Below are 23,263 nucleotides of genomic sequence, written 5' to 3'. Positions count from 1 at the left end.
ATATATTGATTTTACCACTTGCTCTTCACTACTTCTATATAGTACCGATCTTATATGAACTGAATGTGAATTCACCCCATTATCTCCCATCATTTTCCAGTTCACAATAGGTTCATAGAACCATCCTAAAATAGGTATACAAGCAAGACTGTCTATTGATAAAAAGGAGGAATAATCATGATGCACCCTTATGGCTTTGGCTTTTTCTATGATCCAACCATGCTGATTCTTATACCAGCCATATTGCTCACACTTTATGCCCAAGGAAAAGTAAAAAGTAGTTTTGCCAAATATTTGCGTGTCCCTACCAGAAAGAATTATACTGGCGCTCAAGTGGCAAGGACTCTTTTGAACGATCATGGCCTTGCAGATATTCCAATTGAGGTAACTCCCGGTCATATGAGCGATCATTACGATCCCGTTCGGCAAATTCTGCGTTTGTCACCTGAAGTATACCGAGGAAGTTCTATTGCGGCTGTCAGCGTTGCCGCCCATGAGGTAGGACATGCTATCCAGCATGATGCCGGATATGTTCCACTTACCTTAAGGAATAAGATTTTCCCCATTGCAAGATTCGGTTCTTCCGCTGCCTGGTTTTTTATTATTATCGGTTTGATCCTGCCAGCTTTTACCAGTCTTTTCGATGTTGGGATTATGCTTTTTGCTACTGCCGTACTTTTCCAGGTAGTTACCTTGCCTGTCGAGTTTAATGCAAGCAATCGGGCAATGCAGCTCTTAGATACTCATGGTTTTATCACAACCGGCGAAGCCAGCGGAGCTAAAAAAGTATTAAATGCCGCTGCCCTCACTTACGTAGCCGCCATGGCAGCCGGAATCGCTCAACTTTTACGTCTCTTGATCATCCGAGGAAGAAGATGAAAATCCTGGGTATCTCACTGATTGTAAGGAGGCAGCTAACAGCCTATGGAACAGCCACAAAAAAATCTGAATTTAGACCAGCTTGAAACCTTCCGCAATTCCTTAGCAAGGTTTATGATGTATTATAAGTTTGGAATGCAGGAGGTAAGCACTAAAATTGATATCCTCAAACAAGAATTTCAATATGTTCATTCTTATAACCCCATCGAACATGTGAAGTCTCGGCTTAAGACACCACAAAGCATTATCGGAAAAGCTAAAAGAAAAAATTACGATCTAACCATTGAATCCATTCGTGAAAACATCCGGGACATTGCCGGCATTCGTATTGTCTGCGCTTTTACTTCAGACATATATCGGGTTGCCGGCATGGTTATGCAACAAAAAGACCTTACGGTTGTAGACTATAAAGACTACATCGATGCTCCTAAGTCCAATGGGTATCAGAGCCTTCACCTGGTCATACAAGTTCCCGTATTTATGTCAGATCGAGTGGAACAGGTTTATGTGGAGTTGCAGATCCGCACCATTGCCATGGACTTTTGGGCTAGCCTGGAGCATAAAATTTATTATAAGTATGATAAGGATGTTCCTCAAAAGCTTCGTGACGATTTAAAAGAAGCCGCTGATACCATTGCTTGCCTGGATAAGAAAATGGAAAAAATTCATAAAGAAATGCAAGCAATCCGTGTAACCAACGATCGCAAAGACAAACCAACCGATCCCGATCATACAACGAAAGAATTAACCAACCTTTCCATGAATTATCTATCCATCCTGTTTAATGACCATCTTTAATAGCTGAGAGATACTTCCAAACGAATAAAGGCCCCGCTCACCAATGGCGAGCAGGGCCTTTATTGTGCTTTTTATTTCAGCTTTCCTAGTTTGTTTTTCACCACCAGAGATATATCATCTGTAATGGTGTAAATTACTGGCGTTACCAACAACGTAAGCACTGTCGAGAGCAGCAGCCCTCCTATAACAGCCGTTGCCATCGGTGCCTGTGTTTCTGCGCCTTCACCGATCCCCAGCGCCATAGGGAACATGGCTAAAACCGTTGTAAGCGTTGTCATCAGAATAGGTCTGAGGCGTACCGGCCCGGCTATTTCAATCGCTTCTCTTCGTTCTTTTCCTTGGGATCGTAAGGTATTAATGTAATCTACCAAGACAATCCCATTATTAATGATAATTCCGGAAAGCATTAGGAAACCAATTAAAGCGGGAACGCTAAGGGTTCTCCCTGTTACAAATAAAGCAAGAAAACCACCGGAAAATGCTAATGGTAAAGACGTAATAATAGTAAAGGGATGCATCAATGATTCAAACAAAGAAGCCATAATCATATAAACTAGGATAATGGCCATACTGATAGCCAATGCCATATCCATAAAAACTTCTTGGATCTGTTCAAACTCTCCTCCAGCTTCGAGCATATATCCTTCTGGCATGGAGTAGTCTTCCAACTTTTCTTGAATATCCCCCATAACACTTCCCAGATCCCGGTCATTCAACTGGCTGCTTACAGTTGCTGTTCGTTGCTGATCTTCCCTGCTGATGGAAATAGGTCCTTCCGCAATTTGGATCGATGCTACCTGAGAAAGAGGTACTGTATTCCCCCTCGGTGTATGGATTCCTACCTGTTGAAGGTTTGCAACATCTTGTCGGATACGCTCTTCACCCCGAACCACAATATCCAGCTCATTTCCATCGCCTTCTCTAAAAAAGGAAACCGTTGAACCTTGGGCATATTTTTGGATCGTATCAGCAATCTGAGCTGTTGTTAACCCATAGGTAGATGCCATGTATTTATCTATCTCTATCCGAAGCTCCGGTGATCCTTCTGTAAAGCTGGTTTCTGTATCGTAAGTACCTTCTACACCAGCTACGATACGACGTAAGTCTTCCGTTATTTCTTCCAGAACTTCCAAGTCATCTCCTTTTACTTTTAGTTCTACCGGCGCACCACCGCCGCCTCCCATCGATGTATCATCCGCTACCGAAACCGTGATTTCCGCTCCAGCAATATCCCGGATTCGATGCCGAATATCCACAGCTACCTCTGCGGCACTTCTATCTCTATCCTTCAGATCATCCAGCATAACCATGATACTACCTTCACTTTCACCTGTTCCACCCAGATCAAAGCCCATACCACTTCCAATAGCTGAAAACACAATATCAATCTCTTCTATTTCAGCTAATTCAGATTCTATCCTTCTAAACACTTCATCCGTCTCTTTTAATTGTGAACCTCTAGGCAAAGAAACTTCAATATCTATTTGTCCCTGATCCGCTGACGGGAAAAATTCTGCTCCTACTAGAAACACAGAGCTGACGCTGCCGATAAAAACAAGGACAGCTCCTAAAATCATGGTTTTTCGATGAGATAATGCCCAGCCAAGAAAGGAACGATAGCTGTTTTCAACTTTCTTAAACAGCTTATCAAATCGATCATGAGCCCGAGTAGTCACTTTTTCTTTTCCTGTTCGCTGCGACAATCTATCCTTATCCACTTTAAGAATTTTAGAGCTAAGCATCGGGATTAAGGTTAGGGCTACCACTAGAGATCCCACTAAGGACAAGGTAACAGTCATGGCAAACTCACCAAAAATAATAGAGGTCAGTCCACCTACAAATACTACCGGTAAAAAAACAGCAATCGTAGTAAGTGTCGATGAGGTTACGGCCATCGACACCTCTGAAGCTCCATCGATCGCCGCATCTATTCTTGAACGGCCCTCAGTACGGAATCGATAGATATTTTCCAAAACAACTATCGAGTTGTCCACCAACATTCCAATCCCTAAGGCTAATCCTCCTAAGGACATCAGATTAAGGGTCAAATCATTAAAGTAAAGCAGCATAAAAGCGGCAATAATAGAAATGGGAAGCGCCGTCGCAATAATAAACACACTTCGGATATTCCGCAGAAAAAGGTATAGTACCAGAATTGCCAGAATTCCTCCCACTGCCGCATTTCGAACCACCGTATTAATAGCTTCCCGAATGAAATCTGACTGGTCCATAATCACTGTCAGGCTGCTTTCACCATGTTCTTGTTGAAGTTTTTCAATTTCCGCCGTTACAGCGTTGGCTACTTGTACCGTGTTGGTTCCTGATTGTTTTTGAACCATAATACCTATCCCGTTTTGCCCATTGGTTCTTGAAAGAGAGGTGATTTCTTTCGGAATTCTCTGAACCTCTGCCACATCCTTCATTTTTACAAGAGCTCCACTGGGTAAGGTTAACGGTAGTTCCCCTATTTCCTCTACAGACTTAAATTCGCCCATAGTCCGTACGGTCAGCTTGTCAAACCCTCTTTCAACCGTACCACCCGGCCTATTTAAATTAGATGCTTGTATCACTTGTGCAATGTTGGAAATATCTAACCCATAGGCATTTAAGCGCTGTTCATTTACCTTAACTTCTATTTCATGAATATAGTCTCCTGTTACTTCTACGGAAGCAACTCCACTTACTCTTTCCAGCCTTGGTTTTATCACATCCTCTGCCATGTCCTGTAATTCGTACATATCTTCTTCACCAGATAAGGATAAAACGACAATTGGCATAGCATCTAAATCTAACTGCATCACCATAGGTTCCGAGGCACCGTCCGGCAATATTCCCCTAACCATATCCACATTTTCCCGAATATCTAAGGCTGCAAAGTCCATATCCGTTCCAAAATCAAACTGAGCAACCACAATGGAGTTTCCTTGGGAAGATACAGACATCATACCATCCAGATCCGATACGGTTGCTACCGCATCTTCTATCGGCCGTGTCACCAGATTTTCCATCTCATGCGGTCCCACACCTGAGTAATTGGTCGCAACTAACGCTACCGGAATTTCTATGTCTGGCATTAAATCCAAAGGAAGCATTGTCAAAGAAAAGGTTCCCAGCAAAATGATAATTAACATTACCATAATGGTGGTGACGGGACGTTTTACAGCAATGGTTGATAAATTCATTCTTTATTCCCCTCCCACCACACGAATTTTATCGCCATCGGCTAAGTAATGCTGCCCCTTAACAACAATGGTTTCGCCTTCTTCTATACCTTCTATTATTTCCACGGCTACCTCGCTTTCCATCCCAAGGGTTACATCCTTTCTTTTGGCACTTTCTCCTTCTATGACAAAAACATAGGTTTCTCCATCCCGTTCGATGACGGAACGACGATTAACCGCCACATTTTCCCTTGTATTCATAGCTGTTTCTACTGTAGCACTCATCCCAGTCCGGATCTGATAATCTTCATTTTCCAGATATGCCCTTACTTTATACAGATTTGTTTCAGGGTTGATCGTAGAACTGATAAAATCAAGCGTAGCTTCTATCTCCAACTCAGCTGCCGGAATGGTAATCGTAACATCCTGACCTAATCTAAGACTATTGATAATATTTTCAGCCACATTTGCCTGAAAGTACACCTTTTCAATATCAGAAATAATAGCCACTGGTTGAGAACCTCCTGCCATCTCACCTGCAACAACAGTCAACGAAGACACTACTCCACTCATAGGTGCTTTCACAATCGTGTCTTCAAGGGCATCCGCCGCCTGCCGATACCCAATTTCTGCCTGAGCCACCTGATTAAGAGCCTGTTGATAACCAACTTCTGCCTGCCGCAACTGACTTCGTGCATTTTCAACCTGACGACTATTCGCCGCTAACTCCGCCTGCTCTAGTTCCGTTTGGCTGGCTGCACCGGCATTATAAAGAGATCGAACCCGTTCAAGGTTTGCCTGCGCATCTGCATGTTGATCTTCTGCATTTTCCACTCCCAAAAGCGCTTGTTCCACACCGGCCTCTGCACGTTCAGCGTCTTGCTGTGCTAATTCCAAGGACTTTTCTGCCTGCTCTAAACTACGCAAGCTATTGGCCTGATCAATGACCATCAGTGTCTGATCTTTTTCCACAATTTCTCCCAAAACCACAGGGATAGCATTCACTTTCCCTTGAATCAACGGCATTACCATCGCTTCATCGTTTGCTTCAATCCTTCCATTTAATACCACTCGATCGCTGATCGTCTCTCTTTTCGAAGTCTGAACTTCTACCGGTATCGACACTTCTTCAGGAGCATCCTCTATCCCCCGTCTTCCGCCTAATCGTAAAACCAGCAGCCCTGCTACTAAGGTAACGATGACCAGCATCGCTATGATTGCTTTTTTATTCATGAAATTCCCTCCAGTTTTTCTCATTCAGTCAGCTTATGCCGACTTAATATGTATTCCATTTTCTTGCCTGTTTACTCTACGATCTTAGATCCATTTTGTTTCACTCTTTCTTATAGAAAATACCCGACACTATGAATAAAGTGTATCTTAAACTACGAAAATGAACTTACTGTGAACTTAATACCTTTTTTATCCAGTTCATAATCAGTTCATTTTGATTTGTTATTTTATAGATGAACAAAGAATATTTGTTCACAAACCCTTGCACCTTCCGGCTCTTTTGATATTTTGCTGATAAAGAGCCGGACCCCCTTTTAATAACCTTTGTCTCTAAGCAAATACATTTCTAATGCTTCTATTAACCCTTTGAATTGAAATGACGGAGAGTGATTACTTATGAAAGAAATGTTATTTAGCGTTGTCTTAACCATTGGCATTACAGCTACCATTCCTTTGTTTTTCTATGGCATTGGTTATGCTTTTTTGAAGACGTCGAAGTAAAATTTTTTAGTAAAAAAAGACGGATGTAAGCTTCCTTGTTGATCGCTTCCATCCGTCTTTTCAATTCCTTCTTTTATCCCAGTTTATCTCCATTTTTCACTTTTTGTTCCGGTTCGATCAATACCACACCCTGATCGCTGTAAACCCCTAATACCAGCACTTCCGAAATAAAGTCGGCGATTTGCCTAGGTGGAAAATTCACTACTCCCAACACTTGCTTTCCTAGCAATGCTTCTATTTCATAGCATTCTGTAATTTGTGCACTTGATTTTTTAACGCCAATCTCCTGACCAAAGTCAATCCGTAACTTATAAGAAGGTTTGCGAGCTTTTTCAAATGCGTTTACTTCTATAATTTCTCCCACTCTAATATCCAGCTTCAAAAAATCTTCAAAAGATACCATGATGATCTCCTTTACAACTTACGTTGTTTGAGTTAAATCCTTTACCACTTCTCCGGCAATAATCAAGCCTGCAACAGAGGGTACAAAAGAAACACTGCCCGGAACAGAACGTCTGGCAGAACAGCTACGGCTAGTTGTAGGCGGGCATACACAGTGACTATGACAGCTATTTCCCTCATCTTCCAAAGGTTTCATCGGTTCTTCCTGTGAATAAACTACTTTAAGCTTTTTAACTCCTCTTTTGCGAAGTTCTTTTCGCATTACCTTTGCCAAGGGGCAGTTTTGCGTCTGGAAAAGATCAGCTACCCGAAAAGCCGTAGGGTCCAATTTATTTCCCGCTCCCATGCTGCTAATGATTTTTATTCCCGCTTTTTGTGCTTCTACCACCAAGTCCATTTTAGCCGACACCGTATCCACCGCATCAATGATGTAATCAATCTGATTACCGAGAGTTTCATGAAAGGTCTTTATCTCTTCCCATTTCAATGGGTTATCAACAGGTTCCACCTTTGAAGTTTGCGTTGGTTTATCCGCCATATAAAACCGCTTCCATCCCAGAACTTCAGCCTTTGGGTTGATCTCTATAATTCTTTCTTTCATTGTTTCTACTTTTGACTTACCTATCGTTCGGTGAGTGGCATGAATCTGTCGGTTGATGTTCGTAATGCAAATATCATCATCATCGATCAGTATAAACTTTCCAACTCCTGATCGAGCTAGCCCTTCAGCCACAAAAGTGCCTACTCCTCCTATCCCAAAAATAGCTACCCTGCTTTGCGATAAGGTTTCAATGCCCGCTTTCCCAAGCAACCTTTCACTCCTTGAAAAGGCATGTAACATCTTTTCGTCGTCCTTTCTCTTTCCTTTATTCTTTATTAAGCTCCTCACTATCGGAGTCTTTATTAGAATCCTCCGATATGAGATCCCTTTGATCCAATCATTACTCACCGATTGAATCTCCCAATACCCCTATGCTTCAATGTAACTATCAAAATATCCTTGAATATACACCACTGGAGTTCCCTTATCGCCACTTCCAGAAGTCAGGTCACAAAGAGAACCAATTAAGTCTGTCAATTTTCTGGGAGTGGTTCCCTGCGCTTCCATCGCTCCGGCAAGGTTTTCTTTTTTGTTTTTTATATGTTCCGCAATCGCTGTCTTTAATTTTTCTCCTTTAAGATCAGCAAACTCATTATCCGCCAAATATTTGATCTTCACTTCATTCGGTGTTCCCTCCAGTCCCACTGTATAGCCTGGAGAAACAACCGGGTCTGCCAATTCCCATATTTTACCTTGGGGATCCTTAAAAGCACCATCCCCATAAACAAGCACTTCTACCTTTTTCCCAGTTGCTTCTTTCATAACAGTTTGTATTTGTTCCGCCACCTTCTGACTATCTCTCGGAAAAAGTTTAACGGTTTCTTCTGTCGCCTTATTAGAGCCCAGCAACCCATATTCAGGATTATAACCATTTCCGTTCATTGAGGTGGTTAAGATGTCATCCAACCCATATACTTTTTTGGCTCCGGCCTTTAACAGTTGTTTTTTTGTCCGTAATCGGGTATGGACATCGCAGGTTAGTACTTGTTCTGTATAAGTTAAGACTGTCTCTGGTCTGTTTGAAAAGAGAATCGTGCACTTGGCACCACTGGTTTCAATCAGTGAGCGATAGTACTCAATGTAGTTGATCCCTGTAAAGGGATGGGTTGTTTCTCCAAAAGCTTTATGGAATTCTTCTTCTGTCAGATTATCTTTCCAGGGATCAATTTCCTTTTCATCAAGTTTTTCAATCGATACCAAGGGATTCCCTACTTCATCGGAAGGATACTGCAGCATTAACACAATATGCTTTGCTCCACGTGCAATCCCCTTAAGCAAAACAGCAAATCGATTCCGACTTAAAATAGGAAAAAGCACTCCCAGTGTTTCGCCATCATATTTATTTTTGATATCCATTTTTATATCATCAGCACTGGCATAATTCCCTTGTGCCCTAGCCACAACAGACTCTGTGATTCCTATGATGTCTCTGTCCCGGATGGCAAAACCTTCCATCTCCGCTGCCTCTCGAATACTGTCTACAACGATTTTTTCTATTTTATCTCCTGTTGATACAATAGGCGTTCTGATGCCTCTCGCAATAACACCAACACTTCGTTTCATGGTTTATTCTCCTTTTTTCACTTTCTTTATTTCATCAAAACGTCATGCCGTTTTTCTCCTGCAGAAGGTTAGCATTCTGCTTATTGCATACGCTGATACCGTTGAATATTATCTTCATTGAGAAATTCATAAGCTTCATTGATTTTTTGAAATTTCTGTGTCGCTTGCGGATCTTTGCTAACATCCGGATGATATTCTTTTGCTTTTTTTCGATACGCCAGCTTAATTCGGTATTGATCTGACTGCTCTGACACTCCCAAGATTTGACAGCTTTCTTTGTATTTTTGCTTAAAAGCTTCGTAAGGATTGCCTCCAACCTGACCAGAATGACTTCGACCACCCTGACCAGTCTGGTAACTTCTTTGATAACTTCCCTGCCAGCCGGCATTTTGCTGATGCCACTGCTGAAATCTTTCTTCCCACTGCCGTTGTTGCTCATACCTTCTTTCCTGTTCACGCCGAATTCTTTCTGCCTCAGCTCTACGAAAATCTTCCTTGAATTTTCGAAAAGACCTGTAAGCAACTTTTTCACTATCCATCCAATGACTCGCTAAATGAAACAAATAATGCGTTGTTATATATTTAATGTATTTTAAGTATGCAATTGAAATGGCTCCCAGTACCGGAAAAATAAAGATCAGAAACAGGATTGGAAAAACCACCGGGTTTCGGAATAATAAGGACCCCAAAGGTCCTATCATCAATAACAAAAATAAGCAGCCTCCCATACTAATGAGGAGCGCACACCCTTTCATAAAACTTTTCGCTAACAAAACGCCTGTTTCAATAGCATAAATCAAGGCATCTAATGCGTGAGAAAGAGTTTTGGAAAATCCATAAATCAGCCTTCCCACCAATTTTTTGATCATTCTCATCATGTCAACTTCTCCTTATCGCAGAACTTTGTACAAAACATCGCCATCAGTTCTTTTGTATCGGCCATTTTTCATCATATCATAAAAATAACGAAAATAAAGAATAAATTATAATGATCGGCTGGTTCTTGAATCCTTGGCTATCATCGCATACAATGAAAAAAAAGATTAAAGGAAGATGCTTATGTCCAAATTTCCCTCTATCGATACGTTTCATGAAATGTTAAACCAGATTTCTGATGAAATTCCTCAGGATTTTTTTAAGGAGTTACATGGCGGCGTAGTCCTGCTAGAGCGATCTAAAAAACATGTACATTCTAAACCTGGAAAACCTTTGTACGTTATGGGTCAATATAGAAGAGATCAGATGGGCAGGCAAATTGTGATCTATTATGGCTCTTTTAGACAGGTTTATCGTGGTTTGTCCGAAAAAAGACTTTATCTTAAGGTGAAAGATGTCTTGCTTCACGAATTTACTCATCATCTTGAAAGCCTGGCCGGTGAACGAGGGCTGGAAAAAGAAGACGAAGAGAAAATGCGTCATTATCTGCGTTGATAATGATGCTTTTTTCTCTTCGTACCTGAGTGCCGATCATTTTATTTTTTCAAATATACACAGAATTTCTTTACTATTCTCTTTCTACTCCCGGAATCGCATCCCGGAATTGCTGAACAATATGATCCGGTGTTCCCATACTGGCAGCAATGTATAGATAGCTTCGCATTTCTTCAACGTTATAGGCTACGACTAAATCATTCGCATCATATTCTGTTTCTCGAACCAACTCAGCAATATCGGATGGTTCTGAGGAGGAAATAAAGAAGTCTGTCTGACCCCGAAATACTTGGGTCACGCCCATAGCCATATCCGGAGTGCTGGAAAGGTTGACCCCTTCTTCAAACCCTTCTGCTAAAAGCGTTTCTTGCGTAAAATCGTCCTGCATAGCTGAAATAACATGATTTTTCGCATCTTCCAGACTATTCACATCATATTCACCTATTCGATCCCTAAGAGCATACAAATAAACATCTGATTGCGCCAGAGGCGAAATCCACTTAAACATATTTTCTCTGGCTTCTGTTCGAGTCATCGAAAAGATAAGAACATTATCTTCCTGTTGTGCCATTTCATAAGCCCTTGACCATGGCAGTACTTCAATTTCGATGTCAAGATTAAGTTGATTCAAACCATCTCTTACCTGACGATAACCAATCCCATCCAATTCTCCGTCTTCATTAATAAAATTGTAAGGGGGATAATCCTCTGTAACAATTCGGACATCCTCAATAGTCGCCTCTGCTGCTGGCGCTGTTGTATCCGTTGTTTCCGCTGCCTCCGGTGCATCCGTTGTTCCGGGGCTTTCTTCTGGTGCCGGCACCGGATCTGGTGCTGGTACATCAGGGGTTACACTGCATCCTGCTATAAAAACGATGATTAACAGAGAAAGCATTATCACCATTACTTTACGAGAAAAGAATCTTTTCATTTAAATAACTCCTTTCAAACAATTTTTTCTACCAGGTTCCCTTTTAAAGTTGAAATCGTGAAACCTCATCTTTCATTTCTTTTGCAAGCCTTGCCAGATTTGCACAGGTAGTATTCACCTCATCCATGGATGCTGTTTGTTCCTGTACGGAAGCTGAAACCTGCTCTGTGCTGGCCGCATTTTCTTCTGAAATAGCCGCTAGGTTTTCAATAATACTAACCATTTCTTCCTTCTTTTGCTTCATATCATTACCAGACTGATTAAGCTTTTTAAGGCTAATCTGCATTTCATCAATGGCTTTCTCCATGGTTTCAAACCGATTGCTAGTGTCTCGCACTGTCGTTTCCTGCTGTTTATTAATTTGACTTGCTTTATCCATGGTCTCTACGGCAAAAGACACTTTTCCTGAAAGTTCATCAATAACAGATGCAATTTCGTCTGTAAAAGAATTGGATTGTTCTGCCAATTTTCGAATTTCATCGGCTACTACAGCAAATCCTTTCCCAGCTTCACCAGCTCTTGCTGCTTCAATCGCTGCATTCAGCGCTAATAAGTTTGTTTGTTCTGAAATACTTTTAATCATCGCACTGGCTGCTTCGATTTTTTCAGCACTTTTACTGGTTTCCGCAATGACCTGATGGACTTCCTCTGTTGTTTTACTACTCTCTTCTGTACGGCTTACCAGCTCTTTAACCGCATCCAGACCGCCGGTTTTAAGGTCATCTACTTCTTTTATGTTTCGGTTCAGGTCCGCTACAGCCTGCTGATTCGTTTCAATGGTATTTCCTAATTCCTGATTACAGGAAGCACCAGCTTCTGTTTCTTTTGCTTGGTCGGAAGCGCCTTCGGCGATTTCCTCAACGGTTTTAGCAACTTCAGCTACAGCCGATGCCGACTGGTCACTATTAATCGATAGCTGCTCAGAAGCCGATGCCACTTGTGAAGCTTCTTCTGATATCTTTTGAATAAGCTGTGTTAAATTCCCCTGCATGGTGAACAAAGAACGAACAATATCGCCAATCTCATCTTGCCTTTCCGCATATTTCTCTGCATTTAGATCTTTCTCATCACCTAGCTGATAATTTGCCATACGATCAATTTTACTCAATACAAACTGGACAGAAGCCTTTACGTTTTTAGATACCATCCAAATGGTCAGAATTAAAACAGCTAATAGCAAACCAATTTGAACCGCCCAGCTAACCAAGTTTTCATTAATGGCATTATTAATATATTGATACGTAAATCCAATTTTAACCGTTGCTAACGGCCTGTCGCCTCGTATAATCTCTGTCTGATAAAATACTGTATCCGCTCTATGTGCCTCAAATTCTTCACTATACTGCAACAGTTGCCTATTGCCAGCACCATCTCTGATTTCAATCCCCATTACTTCTCTTGAGTCTACAATAGCCTCCACAATACTGTTGATTGCCGCATCGTTATTTTGCCAAAGCGGCTCTGCTAAAGAAAGCTGTGATACTCTTAGCGTGTCGTTAATATTGCTGTTCATGTGGTTTAAGTTCGTTCTGATATTCGTAACAATATTAAAGTAAGCAAAACCCATTAACAGCATAACACTGACGATTACAATCGGTATCGTCATTAATCTTTGGATTGACTTGAAACCAGCATTTTTCTTTATACTTGGCCGATTCATATTTGTCAATCTTACTCCCCCTTTCTCCCCTTTTCTTTTGCCTCTGTTAATTGACTGAATTTTTCATACATCTCTATTATACCTTATTGAAGAAAATACGCAAACCCTTAGATTCACAGACACATATGTCTTTTTTATTCCTGTCTTTCATGATCCTCATTGCCCTAATTGTATCTGCTCTTTCTCCAAAGAAGTCACTTTTATTAAAGAGTGGACGTGAATTCCTTTCTCCCGAAGCATTTCTTTCCCCGGCTGAAAACTTTTTTCTATTACTACCCCAGTCCCCATTAATACAGCTTCCGACTCCTTAACAATTTGATGCATCCCCTTGATCGCCTGACCATTTGCTAAAAAATCGTCCAGAATTAGAATTTTTTCCCCTTTTCCCAAGTATCGTTTCGCCACTCTGATCTGGTAGGTTTGCTGCTTGGTATAGGAGTATACGCTTCCTTCCCAGGTATCCGGATCCAGGTTTTTAGAGAGGGTTTTTTTTGCAAATACTACTGGTACTTGAAAATATTGAGCCGCAATCGCAGCAATTGCAATCCCAGACACCTCAGCTGTCAATATTTTATCAATCTTCAACTCTCCAAACTGCTGATAAAAAAGCTTCCCTATGGCATTTAATACCCTTACATCCAATTGATGATTCAAAAAGCTATCTACCTTTAATACATCGCCGTCCAATACCCTTCCCTGCTCCAAAACCGTATTGCGTAATAATTCATATGCTTCATTCATACCTATCATTCCTCACACATTCCTTTCTTATAGACAAGTTTACTGAATTTTTCATCCTGATTTCGTTGAATATACCACTATGGATTGATTCGTGATGCTTGATAAGTTTTATCTATTATCATAACATATTTAAGCCTTTAATAGAGCCTTCTATTTCACATCATCTACCTTGCGTCATCTTTATTTTTGTCATATCAGCAGAAAAAATGTTTCGCATCTATTTCGCATCTATTGCAATTAAAAATTGCTATAGGGCACTCATATTATTTTCTATACTACAATAAAAAGCCCAAAAATGGGCTTTAAATATGCTCTATCCAAAAGAGTATCAACACTATCATAAAAAATATAGGAATAACCAGTACCCAGTCCTTAACCTTTAACAACTGTGGCAATGAAATATCACCGTACTCGCCTTTTTTCAAAATCCCATCCTTCCATTTTGGATAATAGGCTGCAAAAATGCCTGCTCCAATAAAAATACCAAGCAACCCTCCAAGAGCCGCATCCAAATACCCGTTTCCAATAGCTCCTGCTATGGTTCCAGGACAATAACCCAATAGAGCAAAGCCAACGCCAAAAAGAAGGCCTCCTAAGACATTTTTTCCAACCGATCCCTTTTTAGGATGAAACCGAATCCACCCTTTACTTTTCATCACATGGAGCCCTATCATTCCTGTCGCTACAGCGGATAGCATGATTTTCAGAACCGTAAAATCTTTTAATAGTAGCTGACCCAAAATAATATCGTATTGAGTCGCTCCACCCTTTTGAAGTAAAAAACCAAAAGCAACGCCAAATAGCAAGCCCCAAACCCGCTGCTTATTTGTATTCATTTTTTGACCCCCTCTTCCTTGTTTGCCTATACCGATAGGCGAAACAATAGATGAGCCATTGCAATCCCTCCAACAAAAAAGCTAATGGCCGATACCCAGCTCGATAGTGTTAATTGCATGGTTCCGCTAATACCGTGACCACTGGTACAGCCATCGGCCCATCGGGCACCAAAACCAAGGAAAATGCCGCCCAGAATAGCGACTCCGGTTCTTAAAAAAGGACTGGGCCCATAAATATCGGCCCATATGTCCGGTACCCAGATTAGTTGAAAGCTTTCCGAAAGAGTAGCCGAAATAAAAGAACCAATGACAATACCTATTACCAGCATAAATTGCCAATCAATGGTTAGGTTTATCTTTTGATAGTATGGCTTTTCGGCTACTTTTTTCCCTCTGAAAAGTTTTTCAAGCATCCCACTACTTTTTGCAAAAGTGGTGGAGCAAGCAATAGGCTTATCTGAAACCAAAAAAGTGATCCAACTTAAAACCCCAATACCTACTCCTACGGCATAGGGGGACCACTGTGCCTGCGTTAAGAAATCCATAGGTTATTCCTCCCTTACCATCATCCTCTAGGAATTATTTTTTGCATAAAACCTTGACCCATGAGGATTAATACAGGCTCGACATTCTTTTGCATGCCCTGCCGCACTATAGCCTGACATGCCGCCAGCTACATTGATTAAATGCTTAAATCCCTTTTGTTCGAGAATGCTGCTGCCTAAACTAGAACGATTTCCAGAGCTGCAGGCTAGTACAATTTTCCGATTTCTATCTAATTCTTCATAACGACTCCGAAGCTCGGCTACCGGTATGTTGTAGGCTCCTTCTATATGACTATCCTCATATTCACCAGGAGCTCTAACGTCCAACATCACAAAATCTTCCTCTCCGACCACCATATTGTGAAGGGTTTCAGCCGAAATCTGCTGCACCGAAGCAGTTCTTAATCCCGCCGTTACCCAACTGGTAATGCCACCATCCAAATAGGCAACAATCTGATCCACTCCTGCACGCCGTGCCCAGAGTACAGCCTCTTGAGCTTTTTGAAAATCATCGGCTACCACTATTATTTTTTTGTCTGTCGGAAGAACCCATCCGGCAAAAGTCGGGAAGTTTCCGTTCAGATCCAAGTGCCAAGACCCTGGTATATGTTGACTTCCAAAGGCTAAATAATTTCTGGTATCTAAAACAATATATTCCTTTTCCTGGGTTTTTTGACAAAAATCTGTCGGCGATAATTTTTCCAATAGTGGAAGATCCTTCACTTTTTCAGGTCCTTTTCGATTTACATCGCTGCATCGGCTAAAATGATCTGGTGCCGGCGGCATGTTTTCTGTCAGAGACTTAATAAACGTTTCTTTGTCTTGTATTTGAAGCGTCTGATTAAACCGTCTTTCATACCCAATAGTGCTTCGCCACTTAGCACCCATTGACCGTCCACAAAGAGAACCGGCACCATGAGCTGGATATACTTCACAATAATCCGGTAGTTTCATCAATTTTTCATGAAGGCTATGATATAGTTTCCCGGCTAATTCCTGAGCCTGATCCGGAAAAAGATCCGGACGTCCTACGTCCCCCACAAATAATGTGTCGCCAGTAAATACTCCTACTGGACTGTCTGATCTGGATTTGTCAATAACCACATAGCTCAGATGTTCAGGAGTATGTCCCGGTGTTTCTAATACCTGTAATTCCATATTTTCCAATTTAATCACATCACCCTCTGAAAGAGCCATATGTTCAAAGGTACATCCTGCCGATTTTGCCACATAAATGGTTGCTCCGGTTTTTTCTGCTAAATCCATATGACCAGAAATAAAATCTGCATGCAAATGGGTTTGGATAATATGGGTAATGGTCACCCCCTGCTGACGGGCCTCTTCAATATAGTGATTCACATCCCGCTGAGGATCAATTACGGCACAGGTTTTTTCACCTGCCAGCATGTACGAACTGTGTGCAATCTTTCCTGTAAAATAATGTTTTAAAAGCATTTTTATTTCCTCCTTTGTTGTTTTTCTGTAGCGCTTTCTTTTTTTCTTGCAGCTTGCTACACCAGAAATAATTGAAAAACGATAACCGTCACTATGATATAAAGAAGCGTCATACCCCCTCCCGCTTTCACAAAATCCATGTTTCGATAACCACCTGGCGAAAGCAATAATGCATTCACCTGATGAGTAGGTAACATAAAAGAGTTAGACGCACATACTGCCGCCAGCAAAGCCATTGGTCTGGGATCTACGCCTTCCAAGGCAGCCATACTGGTTACCAGTGGAACAAGAATAACAACAGCTCCAACATTAGACATAAATAAAGAAAAGAAACTAGCCATCACCGCAACGGATATTAGTAATAAGCTAGGTGGTCCTCCTTGGATTCCTCTTATTACTTGCTCAGCTAACCACTCGGCTGCTCCGGTTTTTTGCATGGCATTCCCCAGTGGAATCAGTCCTGCTAACAGAAAAACAACTTTCCAATCGACGACTTGATAGGCTTCTTCCATAGAAAAAACACCTGAGAGAATCATTAAAACAGCACTTGTTAAAAATGCCATAGAAACTGATACTCCAATGATTGTTAGCAATACAGCTGTCACCAGACATCCAACAGCTACCCATGACTTGTTAGGAACCTGTGATTTTTTTTCATAGGAGGTGATGACCAAAAAATGATCTCGGTCATCCATTTCTTCAATATGATTCCACTCTCCATGAACTACCAGTGTATCGCCTTGCTGCAGCCTATAGTCAGACAGATTTTGCTCTACTTTTTCTCCCTGCCTGAAAATCATCAAGGGTTCCACCGCATAACGCTTCCGAAAAGAAATCCCTCTTAAGGTTTTTCCTTCTATTGGCGATCTGGGTGGAATCATCACTTCTACAAATCCAGCTGCTTCAGAGTCAGCTAAAGAAGGAAAATACTTCTTTGCCTCTATTTTTTCCAAATAATGCTTCTTGGCAAAGTCTGTAATCGTCGAAGTTTGACCTTGAATGGCAAGAAATTGACCAGCCAATAGTTGTGTTTCTCGCCATGGAGCCCAGATCACCTCATCCCCTTCTTTGATCGCCAGGATGTGTACCGGATACTTTTTCCAAAGTTCAGAGCTTTCGATGGTTTTTCCGTGAAGCGGTGAAGCTGAAGGTATGTGATAATACTCGATATTACGGCATATGCTCATTTCTTCCATCCATTGTTCCTGTTCCGTCAATTCTGTGATATCATCGCTTTTCTGTGACAGTAACCGGCTGCTACCTATCCAGAAGTACATTAGTCCAGTTACTAATAATAGTATCCCCACCGGAAAGACGGCCAAAAGTCCGTACTCCGTCATACCTTCACTGACCAAAAGATCATTTAGCAGGATTAGCGGCGCTGAGCCCACCATGGTCAAATTAGCTCCCAAAATAGATGCAAATCCCATAGGCATCAGCAACTCCGACACTTGTATTTTTTGACTTCTGGCAACCTTAAGAACCACCGGCAAAAAAATAGCCGCCACCCCTACCGTAATCATAACCCCTGATAAAAGACCAGCCGCCAGAGAAAGAAGCAACACTATTTTTTTCTTGTCATTACCACTTTTTTCCACTAGCCAATGCGTAAATCCATCAATAACACCTGTTTTTGACAGTCCGTAGCTCATCATCATCACCGATATCATGGCAATAACAGCATTGCTGGAAAAACCGGCAAAGGTTTCTTGTGTTGATAAAACCCTTGTCCATCCTAAGGTCAGCATTACGATCAGTGCAATCAAATCAATCCGCAAAACGTCCAGAATTAGCATCAGGATGGTAAAAAGAAGTAATCCAAAGACAATCATCATTGGCGTGTCCATTCCAAATCCTCACTTTCTTTCTTTTGCATTCTTTACTGAAATACCCCTTATCTCTTTCTTGTAAACGACAGAACCATAAAGAAGCCTGCTTTAAAGTAAAAAGACGCCAAATCAATGTTGGCGTCAGTCTGATATCATTCTTTCCAGTTCAATATTTCTAAACTCTACAGGAATTCCTGCCGGAATCCTCATCCACTGAATTATCCCTCCAGAAGTAATTGAAAATTCATTGGGCACCGCTTCTTTTTCTTTTTGAAAATGAAAGAACATTGGTAGTGGTTCCAAGATATGGAGTTCTATATTGGTTTTGGGAACCTTCACCTGCACCTCTTTTCCCGTCATACTCCATTGCCATGGATTGAACAGCTGACTGACATCTATTGCGTTCACCGTTGCCGGTAACATTAATTGTGTCATTTCAATCTCACTAAGGTCTTCTGTCATTTCTACAACGATAGAAAATCCGTGATCAATCTCTATCCCCGATCCATTAATAATAAGCGGTTTCTGTTCTGTAAATTCCCTATCCTCTATGCTTATTTTCCGTTGATCTAATAAAACGTGAGATCCGTTTTCCAGTAAATCTTCCAGCTCCCATTCTTCTATATCCATCGACCAATATAAGGATTCATCGATCACATCGACTCTTTGATAAGGTGCTTCATCTCCAAAAACCATCACAAAGGGAGATAACAACAAAAGTGTTCCGTAAATTCCCAGCAATCGAAAAGACCACTTTTTCGGCACTTTACTCATCACTAGTTTCCCAGTTCCCATAAAAACAAGGTATATGACGACAAAATTAATGATTAAAAACCCAAGGACAACAGCATTCATCTTTAGCTCACCTCCCGGTTTCGAAGGGTCAAATAAGTGGTCCCATAAACAATTCCTAAGGTTACTACGCTTTTCATCAACCACACCATCACTCTATATTCCTGTGTATAAAACCGAACTATCTCCTGAAGGTTAATGACATAGCCCGTTCCTCTGTATAAAGTAAGCATCCAGCCAACACCAAACAATAATAACATACTCACAATGATCCCTAAGTAAAACAAGCCTTTGAACCTTGATTTCAAACTGCCCAGCAAGTACGCTATCGCACCTGCTATGTTCAGATAAAGTATTGTACTGATAATGTAGCCAATGTATTGGAAAGCGCCGACTTGTTGAAAAGATTCATGAAGATACACGTGTTCGTAGTATAACATTGCGAAGGCTTGTATTAAAAATCCGGAAAAAAACAAAGTGACGCTACCAACAACTCCATAAATTCCCATTAGTAAGATATCCGAACAAAAAGCCACTTTATTAGTAGAGACCATATAATATTCATGATTTTTTTCTTCTGCCAATTTAAGACCCTGCATCACTAGCCAAATCATGGTAAATATGTAAATTGGTGCCAAGGTGATATGCCCTACATAGAAGCTTACTGAAGAACCCATGCCCATGCTACCGCTGGTTTTACTATTCATGGAAAAAAAGTATCCCAGTAATTGCAATGTCATTAAATGAGCAAATGCATTTGCATAGTGATATAGCTTGTCTTTCAGATGCAAATAGATCATTGAGACTAACCCATAGTTATGCGTCATAGATGTCATGGATATTACCTCCCTTTTGTTGCGTGAGATAGATAAAGCAATCTTCCGAAGAAATGCCTTTCACTTCCAGCTCCCGTTGCTTTTCTTCCTCTGACAAACATAATCCTTCAAAATCACTTTTTAGTAGGATAATCTGACGTTTTCCCGGACCATAATCCTTTTGGTCATAGGTTTTTACCTTTTTCTCTAACGCCGCTATTTTTTCCGGTCGACCTTGTAAAGAAATCAAAGAACTTTGAAAAGATTCTAAGCGATCATGTTTCATTACAGCCCCTTTATGAATCAAGAGTATTTCTTCAAGGATTTGTTCCATTTCTCCCAAGTAATGACTGGATATAAGCATGATTCTTGGATTTTTTATATAATCTTTCAGAATCAATTGATATAACTCTTTTCGCATGCTTGGGTCCATGCCAGTATTTGGTTCATCCAGCAATGTAATAGGTGCTTGTGCCGCCAAAGCTAAAACCACTCGAAATCTACTAGCCATCCCTTTTGAAAGTTTTTGATATGGTTGTGATGGATTTAGGTGAAAATAGTCCATCAGTTTTTGAGCCAGTGGTTTATTAAAATTCTCATAAAATCGATGATAAGAATCTACCAGTTCCGAAAGTACTGCATTCGGATAAAATGTCATCCCTTCTTCAATTAAGATAAGATTCCGAGCAACGGTCATATTTTGAAAAGTCGGCTGGTCCAACACATACGCTCCTCCACTACTAGGCTTTAGAAATCCGGCTAACGTCTTAAACAGAGAGGTTTTTCCAGCACCATTCACCCCAATAACCCCTGTGAGCGTTGGCCCTGAAATTTCAAAGCTACAGTTATTTAATGCCTTGTTTTTTCCAAAGGATTTTGTTACTGCTTCACATCGAATCATTACTGTCTCCCGCCTTTTCTGGTTCCTTTTCTATTTCTTTTTCAATCATTTCCATCAGAATGTCTTTCGATACATCCAATCGTTTCGCTTCCTCCACCAACTCTTTGATCTGATTTCTCATTCCATGATCTCTTCGTTCTTTTTTTAATATTTCCAGTGCATTATCTTCTACAAACATTCCCAGTCCTCTTTTTTTATAAACCAGGTTCTTCTCCACTAATCGGTTAAGTCCTTTTAAGGCTGTTGCTGGGTTAATCCCAAAAATCTCAGCCAGTTTATATTGAGAATATATTTTTTCTCCTGCTTTCACTTGTTCTGAAAGGATTTCATTTTCCAGCCAATCAGCAATTTGAACATAAATGGGATCTGTTCCTTCAAAGAATTTCACGGGACCACCCCTTTTCGCAAGTTACTAGGTTAGTGATGTAACTTAGTATATTATTTCTATTTCCTTTTGTCAATCTTCTTGATCATGATTCTGCTTAATTGCTTATACACAGCCTTACAGCTATTCTCTCTTTTCTCAACAAGAAAGGAACATGGCCTCTGCCATGTTCCTTTCTTGTTGTTATTGCCTATACCATCCAATAGCCTTTTAAAAACTCAAAAAACCCTAAAGAACGTAAATAATCACTGTTTCTCTGACTTCTAAGCCTATCGGGTTTTTCGCTAAAAACGTCACCACATGAAAATTCCCGTCCCTTTCGGTATGTCCTTTCCCCAACAGATCCCTTTCCACTTGATAAGAAATATGACCTGTATCCGGATGATATGATGGCTGATAAACGACTCCATTTACTATAATGCTATATTGAAAAAAGTTCCCTGCACCATCGCCACTATCCATTATTTTTGCAGAAAGCGTAGGCTTGGTATCATAAACTATTTCTCCCATTTGAACGTCCGGTACAACCCTTAATCTAGGTGGTTGTAACCATGGGTGACGCACCTGGTTTTCTGCAAATTTTTCTGCCTCTTTTAGAACCCGCTGATTATTTCCACCCACTATTTTTTTAATTTCTTCCTGATGATAGCCCCTACTCGCCAATTCTTTCGTAATGCTGGGTAAGTAAGAAGCATCTGGAAGGTCTTTAGGCATTGTAGCTCCGTCAAAATCTGATCCAAGCCCCACATGATCGATGCCTATTAAGTTCACCGCATAATCAATGTGATCTACAATATGCTTAACCGTCGCTGAACTTCCCGGGTTCGCTAAAGCCGTTCTCCAAAAGTTAATGCTCACCACTCCACCATTCTCTTTTAGCTGAAGCAATTGTTCATCGGACAAATTCCGTACATGCGGTCGTACTCCATCCACTCCTGAATGAGAAGCAATCACTGGTACTTGTGTAATTTCAAGGGTATCGAAAAATGTTTTTTCATTCATATGAGAAACATCCACCAGTATTCCTAGACGGTTCATTTCAGAAATGATCTCTCGACCTGCCTCTGTCAGCCCTGCATTTTCTTCATTATTAGCAACATTAGCTCCTGCACCTAATCTATTAGGGCTGTTCCAAACAAGTCCTGCGGCCCGAATTCCCAAATCATGATACTGTCGTAGCAGCTCTTTACTGTTTTCTCCACCAAATTGATACATACCTTCCAAACTTGCAACAGCAACATGCTTTCCTTCAGCCAGTCCCGCTTCTATTTCCTGTGTGTTTCTAGCTAGAGTCATGTTATCCTGATTTTGTTCAACGGTCCAATACAAGGCATTAATCAACGCGAGAGAACGACTGTTGGTTCTGGCAACAACGTCGTCAACATCCCTTTGATCCGCTGTATAAGCCGCATAAAAAGCTACATTCAAACCACCTTGTTGGGCTTTGTGTAGATCCAGCTGAAAGCCTTCTGGTGATTCTTTCCCGATATCCACTACCGGCAACCACGTATGACTGTCTACTACTTTCATCATGGTATCATTGTGCATATCCACCACTATCGAAGAGTGGTGGATTTCTTTCCACCCTTCCGATATAGGCATTTCAGCAATAACCACTTTCATTGCCATAGAGCCAAACAGCAGAATCAAAATCATTGGCGTCATTTTTTGAAATCTAGATTTTTTATAAGGATGCTTCCACAGACTTTCCCTTCGTTTTTTCCTCAGATTGTTTTTTTCCATATGTATCTCCTTTGCATTATTTGTACAGTTCTACCAAAGCTTTAGAAACACAACATCACTT

21 protein-coding genes are annotated in these 23,263 nt (G+C 40.9%); 3 read left to right on the top strand and 18 right to left on the bottom strand.

What is annotated here, in order from left to right; all coding sequences use genetic code 11:
* Positions 1–180 precede the first annotated feature (180 nt).
* Together BLV55_RS06150 and BLV55_RS06145 are read left to right on the top strand one after the other, a co-directional pair.
* Positions 181–879: a zinc metallopeptidase gene (locus BLV55_RS06150; RefSeq protein ID WP_176968321.1), complete on the top strand. Its 699-nt coding sequence runs from the start codon at positions 181–183 to the stop codon at positions 877–879.
* 45 nt (positions 880–924) lie between these two features.
* Entirely contained in the window at positions 925–1,677 is a 753-nt protein-coding gene (locus BLV55_RS06145; RefSeq protein ID WP_093312431.1) for a GTP pyrophosphokinase, read from the top strand.
* A 71-nt stretch (positions 1,678–1,748) separates the two neighbouring features.
* On the opposite strand, the gene BLV55_RS06140 is transcribed toward BLV55_RS06145, so the two are convergent.
* From BLV55_RS06140 to BLV55_RS06115, 6 genes are all read right to left on the bottom strand, one after another.
* On the bottom strand, positions 1,749–4,859 hold the full coding sequence (locus BLV55_RS06140; protein ID WP_093312428.1) for an efflux RND transporter permease subunit: 3,111 nt from the start codon (positions 4,857–4,859) through the stop codon (positions 1,749–1,751).
* Positions 4,860–4,862: 3 nt separating this feature from the next.
* On the bottom strand, positions 4,863–6,071 hold the full coding sequence (locus BLV55_RS06135; protein ID WP_093312425.1) for an efflux RND transporter periplasmic adaptor subunit: 1,209 nt from the start codon (positions 6,069–6,071) through the stop codon (positions 4,863–4,865).
* Positions 6,072–6,645: 574 nt separating this feature from the next.
* The gene (locus BLV55_RS06130) at positions 6,646–6,975 is read right to left on the bottom strand and encodes a tRNA-binding protein (protein ID WP_093312423.1); all 330 of its coding nucleotides are present in this window, start codon (positions 6,973–6,975) and stop codon (positions 6,646–6,648) included.
* Positions 6,976–6,993: 18 nt separating this feature from the next.
* Positions 6,994–7,785: a tRNA threonylcarbamoyladenosine dehydratase gene (locus BLV55_RS06125; protein WP_330386580.1), complete on the bottom strand. Its 792-nt coding sequence runs from the start codon at positions 7,783–7,785 to the stop codon at positions 6,994–6,996.
* Between the two features lie 159 nt (positions 7,786–7,944).
* Positions 7,945–9,138, bottom strand: coding sequence for a coenzyme F420-0:L-glutamate ligase (locus tag BLV55_RS06120; RefSeq protein WP_093312418.1), 1,194 nt, complete (start codon positions 9,136–9,138; stop codon positions 7,945–7,947).
* Between the two features lie 80 nt (positions 9,139–9,218).
* On the bottom strand, positions 9,219–10,016 hold the full coding sequence (locus tag BLV55_RS06115) for a DnaJ domain-containing protein (protein ID WP_242870054.1): 798 nt from the start codon (positions 10,014–10,016) through the stop codon (positions 9,219–9,221).
* A gap of 181 nt (positions 10,017–10,197) precedes the next feature.
* On the opposite strand from BLV55_RS06115, the gene BLV55_RS06110 reads away from it, so the two are divergent.
* Complete coding sequence (locus tag BLV55_RS06110; RefSeq protein WP_093312415.1) at positions 10,198–10,569, top strand: metallopeptidase family protein; 372 nt, start codon at positions 10,198–10,200, stop codon at positions 10,567–10,569.
* A gap of 73 nt (positions 10,570–10,642) precedes the next feature.
* Here the strand turns inward: BLV55_RS06110 and BLV55_RS06105 are convergent, their stop codons facing one another.
* The 12 genes from BLV55_RS06105 to BLV55_RS06050 all read right to left on the bottom strand — a co-directional run bounded on the left by BLV55_RS06105 (position 10,643) and on the right by BLV55_RS06050 (position 23,202).
* Positions 10,643–11,500 (bottom strand): substrate-binding periplasmic protein, encoded by an 858-nt coding sequence (locus tag BLV55_RS06105; protein WP_093312411.1) that lies wholly within the window; start codon positions 11,498–11,500, stop codon positions 10,643–10,645.
* 43 nt (positions 11,501–11,543) lie between these two features.
* Entirely contained in the window at positions 11,544–13,160 is a 1,617-nt protein-coding gene (locus BLV55_RS06100) for a methyl-accepting chemotaxis protein (RefSeq protein WP_242870067.1), read from the bottom strand.
* A 156-nt stretch (positions 13,161–13,316) separates the two neighbouring features.
* Positions 13,317–13,901: a xanthine phosphoribosyltransferase gene (locus BLV55_RS06095; protein ID WP_093312406.1), complete on the bottom strand. Its 585-nt coding sequence runs from the start codon at positions 13,899–13,901 to the stop codon at positions 13,317–13,319.
* Between the two features lie 302 nt (positions 13,902–14,203).
* Entirely contained in the window at positions 14,204–14,737 is a 534-nt protein-coding gene (locus tag BLV55_RS06090) for a YeeE/YedE thiosulfate transporter family protein (protein ID WP_093312404.1), read from the bottom strand.
* Positions 14,738–14,763: 26 nt separating this feature from the next.
* Positions 14,764–15,282: a YeeE/YedE thiosulfate transporter family protein gene (locus tag BLV55_RS06085; protein ID WP_093312402.1), complete on the bottom strand. Its 519-nt coding sequence runs from the start codon at positions 15,280–15,282 to the stop codon at positions 14,764–14,766.
* A 27-nt stretch (positions 15,283–15,309) separates the two neighbouring features.
* A complete protein-coding gene (locus BLV55_RS06080) occupies positions 15,310–16,737 on the bottom strand; it encodes an MBL fold metallo-hydrolase (RefSeq protein WP_093312400.1) in 1,428 nt (475 codons plus the stop codon).
* Positions 16,738–16,793: 56 nt separating this feature from the next.
* Positions 16,794–18,584, bottom strand: coding sequence for an SLC13 family permease (locus BLV55_RS06075; protein ID WP_093312399.1), 1,791 nt, complete (start codon positions 18,582–18,584; stop codon positions 16,794–16,796).
* Positions 18,585–18,707: 123 nt separating this feature from the next.
* A complete protein-coding gene (locus BLV55_RS06070; RefSeq protein WP_093312397.1) occupies positions 18,708–19,421 on the bottom strand; it encodes a hypothetical protein in 714 nt (237 codons plus the stop codon).
* Between the two features lie 2 nt (positions 19,422–19,423).
* The gene (locus BLV55_RS06065) at positions 19,424–20,194 is read right to left on the bottom strand and encodes a hypothetical protein (protein WP_093312395.1); all 771 of its coding nucleotides are present in this window, start codon (positions 20,192–20,194) and stop codon (positions 19,424–19,426) included.
* Positions 20,175–21,074, bottom strand: a complete 900-nt coding sequence (locus BLV55_RS06060) for an ATP-binding cassette domain-containing protein (RefSeq protein ID WP_093312393.1) — start codon at positions 21,072–21,074, stop codon at positions 20,175–20,177. Before BLV55_RS06060 ends, BLV55_RS06065 begins: the two co-directional genes overlap by 20 nt.
* Positions 21,061–21,462: a GntR family transcriptional regulator gene (locus BLV55_RS06055; RefSeq protein WP_093312392.1), complete on the bottom strand. Its 402-nt coding sequence runs from the start codon at positions 21,460–21,462 to the stop codon at positions 21,061–21,063. Before BLV55_RS06055 ends, BLV55_RS06060 begins: the two co-directional genes overlap by 14 nt.
* Before the next feature lie 225 nt (positions 21,463–21,687).
* Positions 21,688–23,202, bottom strand: coding sequence for a dipeptidase (locus BLV55_RS06050; protein ID WP_093312390.1), 1,515 nt, complete (start codon positions 23,200–23,202; stop codon positions 21,688–21,690).
* Between the last annotated feature and the right edge of the window lie 61 nt (positions 23,203–23,263).

The sequence above is a fragment of the Tindallia californiensis genome (assembly GCF_900107405.1).
Lineage (GTDB): Bacteria > Bacillota > Clostridia > Peptostreptococcales > Tindalliaceae > Tindallia > Tindallia californiensis.
This window is presented reverse-complemented; position numbering and strand designations above follow the sequence as displayed.